Origin of the sequence: Streptomyces coelicoflavus, assembly GCF_003112555.1 — a bacterium.
GTDB classification, from domain to species: domain Bacteria; phylum Actinomycetota; class Actinomycetes; order Streptomycetales; family Streptomycetaceae; genus Streptomyces; species Streptomyces coelicoflavus.
The window spans coordinates 19,687-34,870 of record NZ_BEWB01000010.1; the positions used below are offsets into that span (position 1 = coordinate 19,687).

Annotated in this window: 15 protein-coding genes; 13 read left to right on the plus strand and 2 right to left on the minus strand. The window is 73.4% G+C overall.

Going from position 1 to position 15,184, the window contains the following annotated elements:
* The first annotated feature begins 9 nt into the window (after positions 1-9).
* The 11 genes from Sco07f_RS23860 (at position 10) to Sco07f_RS23920 (ending at position 12,400) form a co-directional block, all read left to right on the plus strand.
* Positions 10-645 carry an NUDIX domain-containing protein gene (locus Sco07f_RS23860; protein WP_087791699.1) on the plus strand — a complete coding sequence of 212 codons (636 nt, stop codon included), beginning with the start codon at positions 10-12 and terminating at the stop codon, positions 643-645.
* A gap of 616 nt (positions 646-1,261) precedes the next feature.
* Positions 1,262-3,289, plus strand: a complete 2,028-nt coding sequence (locus tag Sco07f_RS23870; protein ID WP_167468200.1) for a tetratricopeptide repeat protein — start codon at positions 1,262-1,264, stop codon at positions 3,287-3,289.
* A gap of 134 nt (positions 3,290-3,423) precedes the next feature.
* Positions 3,424-4,548: an alanine dehydrogenase gene (ald, locus tag Sco07f_RS23875; RefSeq protein WP_087791703.1), complete on the plus strand. Its 1,125-nt coding sequence runs from the start codon at positions 3,424-3,426 to the stop codon at positions 4,546-4,548.
* Positions 4,549-4,947: 399 nt separating this feature from the next.
* The gene (locus tag Sco07f_RS23880; protein ID WP_161337107.1) at positions 4,948-6,078 is read left to right on the plus strand and encodes a ParA family protein; all 1,131 of its coding nucleotides are present in this window, start codon (positions 4,948-4,950) and stop codon (positions 6,076-6,078) included.
* Between the two features lie 41 nt (positions 6,079-6,119).
* Complete coding sequence (locus Sco07f_RS23885; protein ID WP_244942140.1) at positions 6,120-6,641, plus strand: hypothetical protein; 522 nt, start codon at positions 6,120-6,122, stop codon at positions 6,639-6,641.
* An 18-nt stretch (positions 6,642-6,659) separates the two neighbouring features.
* Positions 6,660-8,024, plus strand: a complete 1,365-nt coding sequence (locus Sco07f_RS40200; RefSeq protein ID WP_167468202.1) for a segregation and condensation protein A — start codon at positions 6,660-6,662, stop codon at positions 8,022-8,024.
* 98 nt (positions 8,025-8,122) lie between these two features.
* Positions 8,123-8,710, plus strand: a complete 588-nt coding sequence (gene scpB / locus Sco07f_RS23900; RefSeq protein WP_244942146.1) for an SMC-Scp complex subunit ScpB — start codon at positions 8,123-8,125, stop codon at positions 8,708-8,710.
* The gene (locus Sco07f_RS23905; protein WP_007448006.1) at positions 8,710-9,825 is read left to right on the plus strand and encodes a pseudouridine synthase; all 1,116 of its coding nucleotides are present in this window, start codon (positions 8,710-8,712) and stop codon (positions 9,823-9,825) included. Before scpB ends, Sco07f_RS23905 begins: the two co-directional genes overlap by 1 nt.
* Positions 9,826-9,904: 79 nt before the next feature.
* On the plus strand, positions 9,905-10,624 hold the full coding sequence (locus tag Sco07f_RS23910; protein WP_007448005.1) for an NUDIX hydrolase: 720 nt from the start codon (positions 9,905-9,907) through the stop codon (positions 10,622-10,624).
* On the plus strand, positions 10,621-11,643 hold the full coding sequence (locus Sco07f_RS23915) for an ADP-ribosylglycohydrolase family protein (protein ID WP_108989164.1): 1,023 nt from the start codon (positions 10,621-10,623) through the stop codon (positions 11,641-11,643). The genes Sco07f_RS23910 and Sco07f_RS23915 overlap by 4 nt, the downstream gene beginning before the upstream one ends.
* A gap of 4 nt (positions 11,644-11,647) precedes the next feature.
* A complete protein-coding gene (locus Sco07f_RS23920; protein ID WP_087791710.1) occupies positions 11,648-12,400 on the plus strand; it encodes a nucleotidyltransferase domain-containing protein in 753 nt (250 codons plus the stop codon).
* Here the strand turns inward: Sco07f_RS23920 and Sco07f_RS23925 are convergent.
* Together Sco07f_RS23925 and Sco07f_RS23930 are read right to left on the minus strand one after the other, a co-directional pair.
* Complete coding sequence (locus tag Sco07f_RS23925) at positions 12,326-13,087, minus strand: nucleotidyltransferase domain-containing protein (RefSeq protein WP_108989165.1); 762 nt, start codon at positions 13,085-13,087, stop codon at positions 12,326-12,328. The genes Sco07f_RS23920 and Sco07f_RS23925 overlap by 75 nt on opposite strands.
* Positions 13,088-13,109: 22 nt before the next feature.
* Positions 13,110-13,514: a Rieske (2Fe-2S) protein gene (locus Sco07f_RS23930; protein WP_007448017.1), complete on the minus strand. Its 405-nt coding sequence runs from the start codon at positions 13,512-13,514 to the stop codon at positions 13,110-13,112.
* A gap of 143 nt (positions 13,515-13,657) precedes the next feature.
* On the opposite strand from Sco07f_RS23930, the gene aroH reads away from it, so the two are divergent.
* Together aroH and Sco07f_RS23940 are read left to right on the plus strand one after the other, a co-directional pair.
* Entirely contained in the window at positions 13,658-14,020 is a 363-nt protein-coding gene (gene aroH / locus Sco07f_RS23935) for a chorismate mutase (RefSeq protein WP_087791714.1), read from the plus strand.
* A complete protein-coding gene (locus Sco07f_RS23940) occupies positions 14,017-15,102 on the plus strand; it encodes a prephenate dehydrogenase (RefSeq protein ID WP_108989166.1) in 1,086 nt (361 codons plus the stop codon). Before aroH ends, Sco07f_RS23940 begins: the two co-directional genes overlap by 4 nt.
* Positions 15,103-15,184 lie beyond the last annotated feature (82 nt).

A 15,184-nucleotide genomic window follows, 5' to 3' on the forward strand; every position in this document is an offset into this window, starting at 1 on the left:
GGTCAGGCAATGACGGGCAGCACGATCAAGGACACTCCCGAGGAGTGGGAGGTCCGGGGCAGCCAGACCCCCTTCCGGGGCAAGAAGACCTCGGTCCGCACGGACGACGTGGTCATGCCCGACGGCTCCGTGGTGACCCGCGACTACCAGGTCCACCCCGGCTCCGTGGCCGTCCTCGCCCTGGACGACGAGGGCCGGGTGCTGGTCATCCGGCAGTACCGGCACCCCGTGCGCGAGAAGCTCTGGGAGATCCCGGCCGGGCTGCTCGACGTCCCCGGCGAGAACCCGCTGCACGCCGCACAGCGCGAGCTGTACGAGGAGGCGCACGTCAAGGCCGAGGACTGGCGGGTGCTGACCGACGTCTACACCACCCCCGGCGGCTGCGACGAGGCCGTACGGATCTTCCTCGCGCGGGGCCTGTCCGAGGCCGCCGGGGAGCGCTTCGAGGTCGAGGACGAAGAGGCCGACATGGAGCTGGCGCGGGTGCCCGTCGCGGACCTGGTCCGGGGGGTGCTCGCGGGGGAGCTGCACAACAACTGCCTGGTCGTGGGCGTGCTCTCGCTGGTCGCGGCGGAGCGGGGCGAGGGCCTCGACGCGCTCCGCCCGGCCGAGGCGCCCTGGCCGGCACGGCCCTTCGAGGCGTAGGGCCGTCCGGCGGATCCGGTCGCGGGAACCCCGCGCGCCCCGTCGTCGCCGGTGAGCGGAGGCGGCGAGGCACTACCCCGCGGCACGGATGCGGGCACCGTGGCGCCGGCCGCGCAGCCGCCCGGCTTCCGGGGAGCACCCGCGCGTCCGGGCCCCGGCCGTCCGGCATCATCCTGGCCGGGAGCCGGGAGCCGGGAGCCGGGAGCCGGGAGCCGGGAGCCGGGAGCCGGGAGCCGGGAGCCGGGAGCCGGGAGCCGGGAGCCGGGAGCCGGGAGCCGGGAGCCGGGAGCCGGGAGCCGGGAGCCGGGAGCCGGGAGCCGGGAGCCGGGAGCCGGGAGCCGGGAGCCGGGAGCCGGGAGCCGGGAGCCGGTGGATGGACTGCCGGGTCCGTCGCTGGGGCCGGAAGAGTGCCCGGGGACGTGTTGCTCCGCCCCGACGCCGGGTACGGGCCCGCCCACACTCCGACCCCGACCGATGTGACGATCGGTTGATCCGATCAGGGGATGTGCCCGCCGCGCTCCGCCGGGAACGTCGCAGAGCGTGAACTAGGCTCGGGAATCGCCCGAACCGGGCTTCCGGCGGGCACCGGCGTGCGGTGGGATCGGGAGTGTGGCCCGTGACGGATCAGGCGGTGGACACGGACGGCGCACGGCTGTCCCACGACCCTGCTGAGGAGAGCGGGTTCCTCGGCCGCACCCGGGAGCTGAAGGAGCTGCGCGCCGACATCGAGCGCGCCGGTCTGGACACCCTCTCCGGCCGCAAGGCCCCCCGCGCGCGCGTGCTGCTGATCGCGGGCCGGCCCGGCTCGGGGCGCACCGCGCTCGCGGAGGAGCTGGCCGCGCAGGTCGCCGACGCCTACCCCGACGGCGTGCTGCGGGCCCGGCTGAGCGAGCCGGACGGCACCCGCGTGCCCGTGGAACGCCTCGCCCGGGACCTGCTCACCGAGCTGGACCGCACCGCACCGCCCGGAGCCGACGAGGACGACCTCACCGAGGCCCTGCGCGCCGCGCTGGCCGAGCGCCAGGTCCTGCTCCTGCTCGACGCCGTCGCCGACGCCGAGCAGGTGGACGCGCTGCTGCCGGACACCCCGGACTGCCTGGCCGTCGCCGTGTCCGAGGGTCCGCTGACCGGTATCGCCGACGTCCGGCCGTGCACGCTGGGGGGCCTGGACACCAAGTCGGCCGTGGAGCTGCTCTCCCGCCACACCGGTTCGGTCCGCATCACCGTCGACCCCAGGGCCGCCGAACAGCTGGTCGAGCTCTGCCAGGCCCAGCCCGCCGCCCTGACCCTGGCCGGCGGCTGGCTCGCGGCCCGTCCCCAGGCGGCCGTCGCCGACCTCGCCAAGCAGCTCCACGCGGAGAACGAGGAAGGCAGCGCGCTCGCCCGCGTCTTCCGCCTCGTCTACGGTTCCCTGCCCAGCACCGCCGCCCGGATGCTGCGGCTGCTCTCCCTCGCCCCGGCGGGCCTGGTCGACCCGCACACCGCCTCCGCACTCGCCGGCTGCTCGGTGGACGGCGCCCGCGGCACCCTGGACGACTTCGTCGCCCTCGGCCTGCTGCGCGCCGCCGGCTCGCCGCTGCCCGAGTACGAGGTGCCCGACTGGCTGCACGGGATGCTGAGGCGCCTCGCACGCAAGCACGACCGGCCCGCCGAGCTCCAGCTGGCCCGCGCCCGCATGCTGGAGCGGACGGTGCGGCTGCTCCAGTCCTGCCGCGCGGTCACCGAGACCGACAGCCCGCAGGCCCGCGAGAAGCTCCTCGCCACACCGCGCGACCTGCGCTTCCCGCATCCCAGGGCCGCCGCCGACTGGCTGCGCGCCCGGCGCCCCGCCCTGCTGGCCGCGGCCCGCCTCGCGGTCGCCGACGGCGAGCTGGACACCCTCGCCCGCAGACTCATGTCCCAGCTGGTGCGGGCCATGGTCGCCCACTTCGGGACCCGGGCCGCCGCCCCCGACCTGTACGGCATCCACCGCCTCGTCCTCGACGTGGCCGAGCGCCGTGAGCTGCCCCGGGAAAGGGCCGCGGCCCTGCTGAACCTGGCCGACCTGGACGCCCGCACCGGCCGTACCGCGGAGGCCCTGGTCCGCTACCGGGCCGCGCTGGACGCCGGACGCGAGGCCGACGACCCGTACGCGACCGGCCGCGCGATGGAATCCGTGGGCGGTGCCCACCTGGAGCTGGGGGACTACGACCGCGCCGCCGACTGGTTCGGCCGGGCCCTCGCCCAGCGCCTCGCCCGGGACGAGCGCGCCGACGCCGCCCGGGTCTACGGCCGTATCGCCACCGCCCACACCTACGCCGGACGCTACGGCGAGGCGGTGCGGGCCTGGCGGGCGGCCGTGGCCGGACACCGCAAGGGCGGCGACGTGGCCGCCCAGGCGCGGGCGCTGTCCGAGCTGGCCCGCGTCCAGGAGTACGCCGGGCGCCCCGAGGACTCGCTCCGGACCTGCCAGGAGGCCGTCGAGCGGGCCCGCCACGCCGAGGACGACCGGCTCCAGGCCGCACTGCACCTGCGGCTCGCCGACACCCTCGACCGGCTAGGCGACCCCGCCGCGGCGGGCCTGGAACGGAGCGCGGCCGAGCGGATGCTGAGGGAAGATCCCGCAGACGCCTGCGAAATCCGCAGCACAGTGACTGAAGATTAGTGCTTTGAAAGGCTAGACAGAGAGAACGCCTTCATTAGACTGGCCATGCCGCACATTCTCCTGCGGTCTCTCCCGGTGTGCCCGCGCTTGAGCGGGTATGCCTTGTAATAGCCCCATCCTCTGAGCCAAGGACCGTGATCCACGTGAAGGTCGGCATCCCCCGCGAGGTCAAGAACAACGAGTTCCGGGTGGCCATCACCCCCGCCGGCGTGCACGAGCTGGTGCGCCACGGTCACCAGGTCGTCGTCGAACGCGACGCCGGCGTCGGCTCCTCGATCCCCAACGAGGAGTACGTCGCGGCCGGTGCGCGGATACTCGACACCGCCGACGAGGTCTGGGCCACCGCGGACCTGCTCCTGAAGGTCAAGGAGCCGATCGCGGAGGAGTACCACCGCCTGCGCAAGGACCAGACGCTCTTCACCTACCTGCACCTGGCCGCCTCCAAGGAGTGCACGGACGCGCTCATCGAGTCCGGCACCACCGCCATCGCCTACGAGACGGTCGAGCTGCCCAGCCGCGCGCTGCCGCTGCTGGCCCCCATGTCCGAGGTCGCGGGCCGCCTCGCCCCCCAGGTCGGCGCCTACCACCTGATGGCCGCCAACGGCGGACGCGGTGTGCTGCCCGGCGGTGTCCCCGGTGTGCTCGCGGGCCGCGCCGTCGTCATCGGCGGCGGTGTCTCCGGCTGGAACGCGGCGCAGATCGCCATCGGCCTGGGCTTCCACGTCACCCTGCTCGACAAGGACATCACCAAGCTCAAGGAAGCCGACAAGATCTTCGGCACGAAGATCCAGACCGTCGTCTCCAACGCCTTCGAGCTGGAGAAGGCCTGCCTGGAGGCCGACCTCGTGATCGGCGCCGTGCTGATCCCCGGCGCCAAGGCCCCGAAGCTGGTCACCAACGAGCTGGTGTCCCGGATGAAGCCCGGGAGTGTCCTTGTCGACATCGCGATCGACCAGGGCGGCTGCTTCGAGGACTCCCACCCGACCACCCACGCCGAGCCGACCTTCCCGGTCCACAACTCGGTCTTCTACTGCGTCGCCAACATGCCCGGCGCGGTGCCCAACACCTCCACCTACGCGCTGACCAACGCCACGCTGCCGTACATCGTGGAGCTGGCCAACCGCGGCTGGGCCGACGCGCTGCGCCGCGACCCGGCGCTGGCCAAGGGCCTCAACACCCATGACGGCAAGGTGGTTTACAAGGAGGTCGCCGAGGCGCACGGCCTCGAGCACGTCGAGCTCGCCTCGCTCCTCGCCTGACCCGCCGAGCAAGTCGACAACCGGAAAAGGCGATACGTCAACACCCGTCGTCAACCCCGCACACCCGGCCGGACCTTGCCCGACAAGGTCCGGCCGGGTGTGTGTATGGTCACTTTGCGATTCTCGGTCAACTCGCCTCGAACGTAACGCTTCAACCGATTCGCGCACCGGTGAAACCTGCTGTGCGACGGCCGTACGCCCTTGACAGAGGGATGTTTCATTGCCGACACATCGGGCCGGGTCCGGCGGATTGTGTTGCTGCGGACGGCCGACACGCCATAGAGTCGCCGAACGTCGGCATGGTGCCACGCTGACCTGTCTAGAAGTTCCCTGGTCACCAAGGAGGTAAGACGACTTGTGAATGAGTCGACATTTACTCCCGGGGGTGGTCAACCAGGAATGCCGGCACGGACCCACGGTCCCGGGCGTCTCGAGGCTGTCGGCTCCGTGGCTGTACGCACCTCCGCAGCCGACCACCACAGTCCGCAGGCGACTCGGACAGCACACATGAGTATGGATGGCCAACACGTGAACGCCAGGGCCGGCGACGGAAGTGGCGCGCCACGCAACCACTTCGCCGACTACGACGAACTGCCCGAGGGGCACTTCTACGACCCGGACGCGGAGTACGAGCCGGATCCCGAGTACGCCGCCACGCTCGCGCCCGACGCGGCCCGGCAGCGCCGCGAGCGCATCGGCCCGACCGGACGCCCGCTGCCGTACTTCCCGATCCCGGGCCCGCTGACCGATCACGGCCCTGCCAAGATCATCGCGATGTGCAACCAGAAGGGCGGCGTGGGCAAGACCACGTCGACCATCAACCTGGGTGCCGCGCTCGCCGAGTACGGGCGCCGGGTGCTGCTCGTCGACTTCGACCCGCAGGGCGCGCTGTCGGTCGGACTCGGCGTCAACCCGATGGAGCTCGACCTCACCGTCTACAACCTGCTCATGGAGCGGGGCATGGCGGCCGACGAGGTGCTGCTGAAGACCGCGGTCCCCAACATGGACCTGCTGCCCAGCAACATCGACCTGTCGGCGGCCGAGGTGCAGCTGGTGAGCGAGGTCGCGCGCGAGTCGACCCTGCAGCGGGCGCTGAAGCCGCTGATGGACGACTACGACTACATCGTGATCGACTGCCAGCCCTCGCTCGGCCTGCTCACGGTCAACGCGCTGACCGCCGCGCACAAGGTGATCGTGCCGCTGGAGTGCGAGTTCTTCGCGCTGCGCGGTGTGGCGCTGCTGACCGAGACGATCGAGAAGGTCCAGGAGCGGCTCAACCCCGACCTGGAGCTCGACGGCATCCTCGCCACGATGTACGACTCGCGCACGGTGCACAGCCGTGAGGTGCTCGCGCGGGTCGTCGAGGCGTTCGACGACCACGTCTACCACACGGTCATCGGGCGCACGGTCCGCTTCCCGGAGACCACGGTCGCCGGCGAGCCGATCACCACGTACGCGTCCAACTCCGTCGGTGCCGCCGCCTACCGCCAGCTCGCCAGGGAGGTGCTCGCCCGGTGTCACGCCGAGTGAGTCTGCCGGGGGCCGACGAACTCTTCCGTACGACAGGGGGGATGGCGCTCCAGGCGTCCACCCCGCGGCGACCGGCGGGCGGCGAGGCCCGGGTGCCGGCCCCGGCGGGGGAGAGCGACCAGGCCGCCGCCGAGGACGCACCGCAGTCGGTGCCCGCGCAGGGCGGTGACGGCGAGGGCGCGGAGCACGCCGCGGCGGACGCGGAGCAGGGCTCGGCGGGCGAGCCGCGCAGCCGGGGCGGGGAGCGCTCCGCGCGGGGCTCCGGGCCGGACACGGGCGTGCAGGAAGGTTCTGCCGCCCCCGGCGCCGACCGGCCCCGCAAGCGCGGCAGAGCCGCCGCACGCCGCCCCAGCGGGCGTGAGCGCCACGACGAGAAGATCACCGTGTACGTCTCCGCCGAGGAGCTGATGGACCTGGAGCACGCCCGCCTGGTGCTCCGGGGCGAGCACGGCCTGGCCGTCGACCGCGGCCGCATCGTCCGCGAGGCGGTCGCCGTGGTCCTGGCCGACCTGGAATCCCGCGGTGACGCCAGCATCCTCGTACGACGGCTGCGCGGGCGGTAGCGGTAGCCTGCGGGGGTCATGACCTCGAACGACACCCCCCACCCCGGCCGCGGCCCGCGCGCCGGCCGCCGGCGCGCGCTGGGCAGGGGCCCGGGGGCGCCGGCGACCGAGCCGCCGCCCGAGGAGGCACCCTCCGGCACCGGGCACTCCCCGGCTGCCGCTCCGGAGGGCGCGGGCCCCGGCGACCCGGTGGAGGCCCGGACTGCGGGGGAGCCCGGAGAGGACACGCACAGCGGTCCGGTCCCGTCGGCGTCCCCCGCGCGGGAGGACGACGAGCGGCACTTCCGGGGCGAGTCCGCCCCCGCCCCGGCCGCAGAACCTGGAGACCCGGCGCGGGTCCCGGAGACGGTGGAGCCGGACGCGGACGGACCGGGTCACCTGGGCCCCTCGGACACCGGGACGCGGCCGGAGCGGGCCGGTGCAGAAGCGGAGCCGGGTCCGGAGAGCGAGGAGCACGAGGCGCTCGACGCGTCCGGGGCGCCCGCCCCCGTACCCGCAGCCGCGGGCGGTTCCGGGGCCGCCCCGTCCCAGGAGTCCCCGGAGGGCGCCCCCGACGCCCCGGACACGGCCGACGGCGGTGTCTTCAAGGTGCGGCTCGCCAACTTCGAGGGGCCGTTCGACCTGCTCCTCCAGTTGATCTCCAAGCACAAGATGGACGTCACCGAGGTCGCCCTGTCGAAGGTGACCGACGAGTTCATGGCGCACATCCGGGCGATGGGGCCGGACTGGGACCTCGACCAGACCACCGAGTTCCTGGTGGTCGCGGCGACGCTGCTCGACCTGAAGGCGGCCCGGCTGCTGCCCGCCGCCGAGGTCGAGGACGAGGCCGACCTGGCCCTCCTCGAAGCCCGCGACCTGCTCTTCGCACGGCTGCTCCAGTACCGCGCGTACAAGCAGATCGCGGAGATCTTCAACGACCGGCTCGCGGCCGAGGCCCGCCGCTACCCCCGTACCGTCGGCCTGGAGGCCCACCACGCCGAGCTGCTGCCCGAGGTCGTCATCAGCATCGGCCCCGAGGGCTTCGCCAAGCTCGCCGTGAAGGCGATGCAGCCCAAGCCCAGGCCGCAGGTGTACGTCGAGCACATCCACGCGCCCCTGGTCAGCGTGCAGGAGCAGGCCGGGATCGTCGTCGCCCGTCTGAAGGAGCTGGGCGAGGCCAGCTTCCGCGTGCTGGTCCAGGACACCGGGGACACCCTGACCGTCGTCGCCCGCTTCCTGGCCCTGCTGGAGCTGTACCGGGAGAAGGCCGTCGCACTGGACCAGGAGACGGCCCTCGGCGATCTGCTGGTGCGCTGGACCGGCGGTGACGGGGAGACGCAGCCGGTGGTGACCGACGAGTTCGACCGGCCGCCCGAGGCGCCGAAGGAGGAGCAGAAGGCGTGACTGAGCAGACCGCGGAGGCCGAGGAGGCAGCGGAGGCCGAGGGCGGGCCGGACGGCGTCGCCGCCCTCGACCTCAAGCCCGCGCTCGAAGCCGTCCTCATGGTCGTCGACGAGCCCGCGACCGAGGAGCGGCTGGCGAAGATACTGCAACGGCCCCGGCGGCGGATCGCCGACGCCCTGCGCGAGCTGGCCGACGAGTACGCCGTCCAGGGCCGCGGCTTCGAGCTGCGCCTGGTGGCCGGCGGCTGGCGCTTCTACAGCCGGGCCGAGTACGCCGCCGCCGTCGAGGGCTTCGTCCTGGACGGCCAGCACGCCCGCCTCACCCAGGCCGCCCTGGAGACCCTCGCCGTCGTCGCCTACCGCCAGCCGGTCAGCCGCAGCCGCGTCTCCGCGGTGCGCGGCGTGAACTGCGACGGTGTGATGCGCACCCTCCTGCAACGGGGTCTCGTGGAGGAGGCGGGCACGGAACCCGAAACAGGTGCGATCCTGTACGTGACGACGAACTACTTCCTGGAGCGGATGGGCCTGCGCGGCCTGGACGAGCTCCCGGAGCTCGCGCCCTTCCTCCCGGAGGCGGAGGCGATCGAGGCCGACACGCTGGAAGGGGTCCCGTCGTTCGATCCGGACGCCCCGGACGCCCCGGACGCCCCGGATGCCGGGGACGCAGACGACAAGACGGAATTTTGATGCGAAGCAGCAGCGGCAGGAACAGCAGCGGAAACAACGGCGGGAGCCGTGGTGGCAACAGCGGCGGCCGCGGCGGGAGTGGCGGTGGCCGTGGCAACTACCGCGGCGCCGGCAACAACCGCGACGACAAGCAGGGCGGCCGTCCCAAGAAGCCGCGCCCGGAGGAGCGGCGCTACGACGTGGGCCCCGGCGCCACCCAGGACGGCCCGAAGTCGGGCCGCGGCCCCTCGGCCCGCGGCGGCGCCAAGGGCGGCCCGAAGCGGCCCCAGCAGCGCGGCCGCAGCGCGCCCGCCACGTCCCGCGAGTACGAGACGCGGGCCGAGGAGCGCAACCGCGAGCGGTACGCGGGCAAGAAGGACGTCAAGCTGCCCAAGACCTTCCCCGGCGCCGAGCAGGAGGGCGAGCGGCTGCAGAAGGTCCTCGCGCGCGCGGGCTACGGCTCCCGGCGCGCCTGCGAGGAACTGATCGAGCAGGCCAGGGTCGAGATCAACGGCGAGATCGTCCTCGAGCAGGGCCGTCGTGTCGACCCGGAGAAGGACGAGGTCAAGGTCGACGGCCTGACCGTCGCCACGCAGTCGTACCAGTTCTTCTCGCTGAACAAGCCCGCCGGTGTCGTCTCCACCATGGAGGACCCCGAGGGCCGCCAGTGCCTCGGCGACTACGTCACCAACCGCGAGACCCGCCTCTTCCACGTCGGCCGGCTCGACACCGAGACCGAGGGCGTCATCCTGCTCACCAACCACGGTGAGCTGGCCCACCGCCTGACCCACCCCCGGTACGGCGTGAAGAAGACCTACCTCGCGCACATCGTGGGCCCGATCCCGCGCGACCTCGGCAAGCGCCTCAAGGACGGCATCCAGCTGGAGGACGGGTACGCGCGCGCGGACCACTTCCGGGTCGTCGAGCAGACCGGCAAGAACTACCTGGTCGAGGTCACGCTCCACGAGGGCCGCAAGCACATCGTCCGCCGGATGCTGGCGGAGGCGGGCTTCCCCGTCGACAAGCTGGTGCGCACCGCCTTCGGCCCGATCACCCTGGGCGACCAGAAGTCGGGCTGGCTGCGCCGCCTGTCCAACACGGAGGTCGGGATGCTGATGCAGGAGGTCGACCTCTAGGTCTCCCAGGTCTCCGAGGGTTGTTCCGAGCGCCCGCCGTCTTTATAGTCGTACTGACTATTAAGGGGGTGGGCGTTTCGTGCGCGGCTACGACAAGCACGCTTTCGAACCCTTCGCCGTCACCGTCGACCTCGCCGTCCTCACGCTGCGCGCGGGCGCGCTGCACGCGCTGCTCGTCGAGCGCGGCCAGGAGCCGTACGCGGGCCGCTGGGCGCTCCCCGGCGGCTTCCTGCTCCCCGAGGAGTCGGCGGAGACGGCGGCCAGGCGCGAGCTGGCCGAGGAGACCGGCCTGGCGGACGTGACCGGGCTGCACCTGGAGCAGCTGCGGACCTACAGCGAGCCCGGCCGCGACCCCCGCATGCGGGTCGTGTCCGTGGCCTTCGCCGCACTGCTGCCGGACCCGCCCGAGCCGCTCGGCGGCGGTGACGCGGCCGAGGCCCGCTGGATGCCGTACGACGAGGCCGCGGGCCTCGCCTTCGACCACGACCGGATCCTGGCCGACGCCCGGGACCGGGTCGGCGCCAAGCTGGAGTACACCTGCCTGGCCACCGCCTTCTGCCCGGCCGAGTTCACGCTCGGCGAGCTGCAACAGGTCTACGAGACGGTGTGGGGGACGGCCCTGGACCGGCCCAACTTCCGCCGCAAGGTCCTCGCCACGCCGGGTTTCGTCGAGGCGGTTCCCGGCGCCGCCCGCCTCACCGGCGGCCGCGGCAAACCGGCCGCCCTCTACCGCGCAGGACCGGCCACCGTCCTGCACCCACCGCTGCTCCGCACCCCTCGGGAAGGACGTCCCGCATGACCACGACCACCGGCACCAAACGCGCCGCCACCGGAGCGCTCACCGGCCTCGCCCTCGGCGACGCGCTGGGCTTCCCCACCGAGTTCAACGACGTCCCGGCCATCCTCGCCAAGTGCGGCCCCTGGCGGGAGATGCAGCTGCCCCGGCCCGCGATCGTCACGGACGACACCCAGATGACGCTGGCGCTGGGGAAGGGGCTGCGGACCGCCATGGACGGGGGCGTCCTGGCGCCCGAGGGGATGGCCGGGCCGGTGCGGCAGGAGTTCATCGCCTGGAACCGCTCGCCCGAGAACAACCGGGCCCCGGGCAACACCTGCCTGAGGGCCTGCGACCTCCTGGAGCGGGAAGACCGCCCCTGGCAGGACGCCAGCCAGATCCACTCCAAGGGCTGCGGCGCCAACATGCGTGTCGCGCCGGTCGGGCTCGTCCCGGGCCTGAGCGACGAACAGCGTGCGGGCGCGGCCCAGTTGCAGTCGGCGCTCACCCACGGCCACCCCACCGCGCTCGCCGCCTCCGACCTCACCGCGCACGCCGTACGGCTGCTCGCCGAGGGGGCCGAGCCGACCGGCCTGGTCGGGCTGCTGCGCTCCTACGCCTACGACAACCGCACCCGCTACCACGAGCGCTGGCTCGGCGACCTGTGGAGCCGCGCCCAGGACCCGACGCCCGAGCACTTCATCGCGCGCGGCTGGGACGAGTGCCTGGCGACACTCGACCGGCTCCAGGAGGCGGTGCGCACCGTCTCGCCCGAGACCGACCCCTGCCTGGCCGTCGGCGAGGGCTGGATCGCCGAGGAGGCCATGGCGGCCGGGCTGCTCTGCTTCCTGCTCTTCGTCGACGAGCCGCTCACCGCCCTGCGCCGCGGTGCCTGCACGTCCGGCGACTCCGACTCCATCGCCTGCCTCGCGGGCGCCTTCGCGGGCGCGCACCTGGGCGCCGACGCCTGGCCGGCCGACTGGGCGGACCGCATCGAGTACCGGGGCGACCTGCTGGCCCTCGGCGCCCTCTGGGACGCTTGAGCGCATGATCGACGCCCTCGACATCGACCTGGCCCCGGTGGTGGCCGAGCAGCCCTTCCCGGTGCTGTTCGCCACCGTCTCCGGCGCCCACCTGTACGGCTTCCCCTCCCGCGACTCCGACGTGGACCTGCGCGGCGTGCACCTGCTGCCCGCCGCCGACCTGGTCGGGCTGCGCGAGCCGGAGGAGACCAGGTCGCGGATGTGGGACCGGGACGGCGTCGAGATGGACCTGGTCACGCACGACCTGCGCAAGTTCGTCCGGCTGATGCTCCGCCGCAACGGCTACGTGCTGGAGCAGCTGCTCTCCCCGCTGGTCGTGCACACCACGGAGGCCCACGGGGAGCTGGCCGGACTCGCGCCGGGGGTCCTCACCGGCCACCACGCCCACCACTACCGGGGGTTCGCGGGCACCCAGTGGCGGCTGTTCGAGAAGACCGGCCAGCTGAAGCCGCTCCTGTACACCTTCCGGGTGCTGCTCACCGGCATCCACCTGATGCGCACCGGGGACGTGCAGCCCCACCTGCCCACCCTCGTCGAGGAGGTCGACGCCGCTCCGGGGTACCTGCCCGAGCTGGTCGCCGCCAAGGCCGAGCGGGAGCACGGGGACGCGGACGTCGACCACGCGCGCGTGCGGGCCGACGTGGAGCGGCTGCACGGCGTCCTGGACGACGCCCGGGCCGCCTCAGCCCTCCCCGACGCCCCGACCGCGTACGACGCCCTGCACGACTTCGTCGTACGGACCCGGCTGGAGCGCTGAGGCGCGGCGGGTGCGGACCAGGAAGTCCTCGACGCGCCGTCGGTCCGGTTCGGCGGGCAGGGGGCTGCGCAGGGCGGCCTCCTCGCCCTCCCCGGCCAGGCGGTTCATCCACCCCTCCAGGTCCGGCCAGGGCACCTCGCCGCGCTTCACGGCGAGCAGTGACTCCCGCGCTTCGCCGACGTCGATGGTCAGGACGCCCGTGCGCAGCAGGTCGCGGGCGGAGATCAGCAGCCTCAGCAGGTGCATCGCGTGCTTCCAGCGCGGGGCGCCGTGGGTGCGGACGTCGGCGTCGAGCTTGCGGCGCTGGCCGTGCGCGTAGCGCGTGAACGTCTCGTGGGCCCGGCGGGAGAGGAACGCGTCGCGCAGGGCGAGCAGTTCGCGGCCCGTGTCGTCCACGCGCTCCACGAGGGGTGAGTGCAGGCACTCCAGGATGTTCGGGTTCGCGCGCAGGGCCAGCTCGCAGAAGCGCTCCAGCTCCCAGCTGAACTGCTCCTCCCCGGGGCCCTCCACGTGCGTCGGCGGCTTCTCGAAGCGCCAGAACAGCGCGGTCGGCGCGAGGAAGATGCCCCGGCGGTCCGTGTCGCTGTCCTCCGTGGCCAGACCGAAGGCGCGCGAGCCCATGACGCAGGCGTAGACCGTGTGGTCACGGACCAGGGTCTCGTGGTTCTCGGGGGCTTCGGGGTGCATGGCCGGAGCGTACGCGGGCGGCTCACGCCAGGCGGACCGAATTTCCCTCCACCGTGATCTCCTTCCCGGGCAGCGGCTTCGTGGCCGGACCCCGCACCACCGAGCCGTCGGCGGCGGAGAACCTGCTGCCGTGGCAGGCGCAGTCGATGGTGCCGTCCCGCACGTCCGAGACGACGCAGCCCTGGTGGGTGCAGACCGCCGAGAACGCCTTGAACTCGCCCTTCTCCGGCTGGGTCACCACGATCTTCCGGTCGGTGAGGACCTTGCCGCCGGCGATCGGGATGTCGTTCGTGGACGCAAGTTCCTGCCCGGAGGAGGCGGCCGGGGAACCGCCGTCGTCACCTCCTCCGCCGCAGCCCGCGCAGAGCGCCGCCGCGCCCGCGCCCGTGCAGAGGAGGACCGTGCGTCGGGTCGGGGTGTGGGTCATGTCGCAACTCCGGGGGAGGGGGGTTCCAGGCGCCGCCAGCGTCTCAGGAGACGGGCGCCGCGGGCCGGTACGCGGCGGGCTGACTAGGCTGGACGGACCAAGAACCGATACATGCGTCAGCACTGTGAGCAAGGAGCATCGCCGTGGCGGTACGAGCGGTCCGGGGCGCCGTCCAACTGGAGCGGGACGAGGCGGGGCACATGGACGAGCAGGTCGCCGCCCTGCTGACCGCCCTCATGGAGCGCAACGGCCTGACGGCCGACGACCTGATCAGCCTGTGGTTCACCGCCACCCCCGATCTGCACAGCGACTTCCCGGCCGCCGCGGCCCGCGGGCTCGGCATCACCGACGTGCCGCTGATCTGCGCCCAGGAGCTGGACATCGAGGGCGCCATGCCGCGCGTCGTCCGTGTTCTCGCCCACATCGAGTCCGACCGGCCCCGCGCCGGGATCACCCACGTCTACCTCGGCGCCGCCGCGGCCCTGCGCAAGGACATCGCCCAGTGAGAACCGCACTCGTCATCGGCACCGGCCTCATCGGCACCTCCGCCGCCCTCGCCCTCACCGCGCGGGGCGTCGCCGTCCACCTCGCCGACCACGACCCCGAGCAGGCCCGCACCGCCGCCGCGCTCGGCGCCGGCACCGACGAGACCCCGGACGGACCGGTGGACCTCGCGATCGTCGCCGCCCCGCCCGCCCTGGTGGCCGACGTGCTCGCCGACGCCATGGGCCGCGGCGTCGCCCGCGGCTACGTCGACGTCGCCTCCGTCAAGGGCGGACCCCGGCGGGAGCTGGAGGAACGCGGGCTCGACCTCTCCGCGTACATCGGCACCCACCCCATGTCCGGCCGGGAGAAGTCCGGGCCGCTGGCCGCCACCGCCGACCTCTTCGAGGGCCGCCCCTGGGTGCTGACCCCGACCCGGGACACCGACACCGAGGTGCTGAACCTCGCCCTGGAGCTGGTCTCGCACTGCCGCGCGGTGCCCGTGGTGATGGACGCGGACGCCCACGACCGCGCCGTGGCCCTCGTCTCGCACATGCCCCACCTGGTCTCCAGCATGGTCGCCGCGCGCCTGGAGCACGCCGAGGAGGCCGCCGTACGGCTGTGCGGGCAGGGCATCCGCGACGTGACCCGGATCGCCGCCTCCGACCCCCGGATGTGGATCGACATCCTCTCCGCCAACCCGGGGCCGGTCGCCGACCTGCTCACCGACGTCGCCGCCGACCTGGAGGAGACGGTGCGGTCCCTGCGCGCCCTGGAGTCCGCCGACGCGGACAAGCGCCACGAGGGCGGCACCGGCATCGCCGAGGTGCTGCGGCGCGGCAACGCCGGGCAGGTCCGCGTCCCCGGCAAGCACGGGTCGGCACCGCGGATCTACGAGACGGTGGCCGTCCTCATCGACGACCAGCCCGGCCAGCTGGCCCGCATCTTCGCGGACGCGGGACGGGCCGGGGTCAACGTCGAGGACGTACGGATCGAGCACGCGACCGGTCAGCAGGCCGGCCTGGTGCAGCTCATGGTCGAGCCGAGGGCCGCCGCCGTCCTCACGGCGGCCCTGAAGGAGCGGGGCTGGGCGATCCGGCAGTGATCGCGGGCCCACGGGGCCGTTCCGGGTTCGTACGGCTGTCAGAGGGGTCCTGCGAGCCCGGTAACCTTGTGCGGGACGCGTT